The sequence below is a fragment of the Paraburkholderia sp. SIMBA_027 genome (assembly GCF_046535315.1).
In the GTDB taxonomy this organism is placed as follows: Bacteria; Pseudomonadota; Gammaproteobacteria; order Burkholderiales; family Burkholderiaceae; genus Paraburkholderia; species Paraburkholderia tropica.
On the sequence record NZ_JAWRWY010000114.1, the window covers coordinates 1 to 439 of the forward strand.

General features: G+C 65.1%; 1 protein-coding gene. It reads left to right on the top strand.

The window, feature by feature from the left end:
- Positions 1–20: 20 nt before the first annotated feature.
- Positions 21–439 (top strand): hypothetical protein (locus tag SB764_RS38375; protein WP_410866516.1); only part of this gene is annotated, 419 nt, incomplete at its 3' end.

The following is a 439-nucleotide window of genomic DNA, read 5'->3' on the forward strand; positions in this document are numbered from 1 at the left end:
ACGAGATGCGTGCGGCCCGAATGTTTCTCGCCAACCGCAAGATCGTTCGAGTGAAGGATCAGCCGGCCCCGATGCCCTTCACTCGCAACGACGTGAAGCACCACCGCACCACGGACTACCTGACCGAGCTGCACAGCGGTTCGCGGGTCTACGTGGCCGTGCGACCGACGTGGCTGTTCGACAAGGACGACCTCGTCGACACGATCGACCGGATCAACCACGGCGCTCTCGCCAAAGTCGCCGACGAGGCCGTCATCCTTACGGAGCGCGAACTTACCGAGGCTCGTGGCTGGAACGCGGGAAGCGTTCTGCATGCCCTGAGGCAGCCGGATGCGGACGACAACGCCCGGCTCCGCGCGTTCGCGAGCAGCTTCCGCGGCATCGTCTGCATCGACGACTTCCGTCATGCGATCGAGTGCTCGGCGGCGATGTGGCACGC